This is a genomic window from Streptobacillus ratti (assembly GCF_001891165.1).
Lineage (GTDB): Bacteria > Fusobacteriota > Fusobacteriia > Fusobacteriales > Leptotrichiaceae > Streptobacillus > Streptobacillus ratti.
In genome coordinates this window covers 1-236 of sequence record NZ_LKKW01000131.1, presented here as the reverse complement: position 1 = coordinate 236, position 236 = coordinate 1, and the positions used below count along the sequence as shown (strand labels likewise).

The following is a 236-nucleotide window of genomic DNA, read 5'->3' as shown; positions in this document are numbered from 1 at the left end:
CTTCTTGCCGCTGACCATCAGGTGGTTCATGAACTTCGCCAGACGCTCACTTCCGAACTTGGGATCCGGCAGGATTTCGCGTTTAGCTACAACTCTTCTTCTAGGCATGATAAGCCCTCAATTAAGGATCCTTCAGGTAAACTCGGAACCTGCTTGCGCTCTTGGCGCCGCCCGACCTTACTCTTATCAGACCATCATCTCCGGTATGGGTGAGCTGCACCTGGACATCATCGTTG

Annotated in this window: 1 protein-coding gene; it reads right to left on the bottom strand. The window is 52.5% G+C overall.

Annotation, left to right across the window (positions count from 1 at the left end):
- The coding region (locus BT993_RS07105) for an uS7 family ribosomal protein (RefSeq protein ID WP_425274414.1) at positions 1-108 on the bottom strand (108 nt) is incomplete at its 3' end.
- Positions 109-236 lie beyond the last annotated feature (128 nt).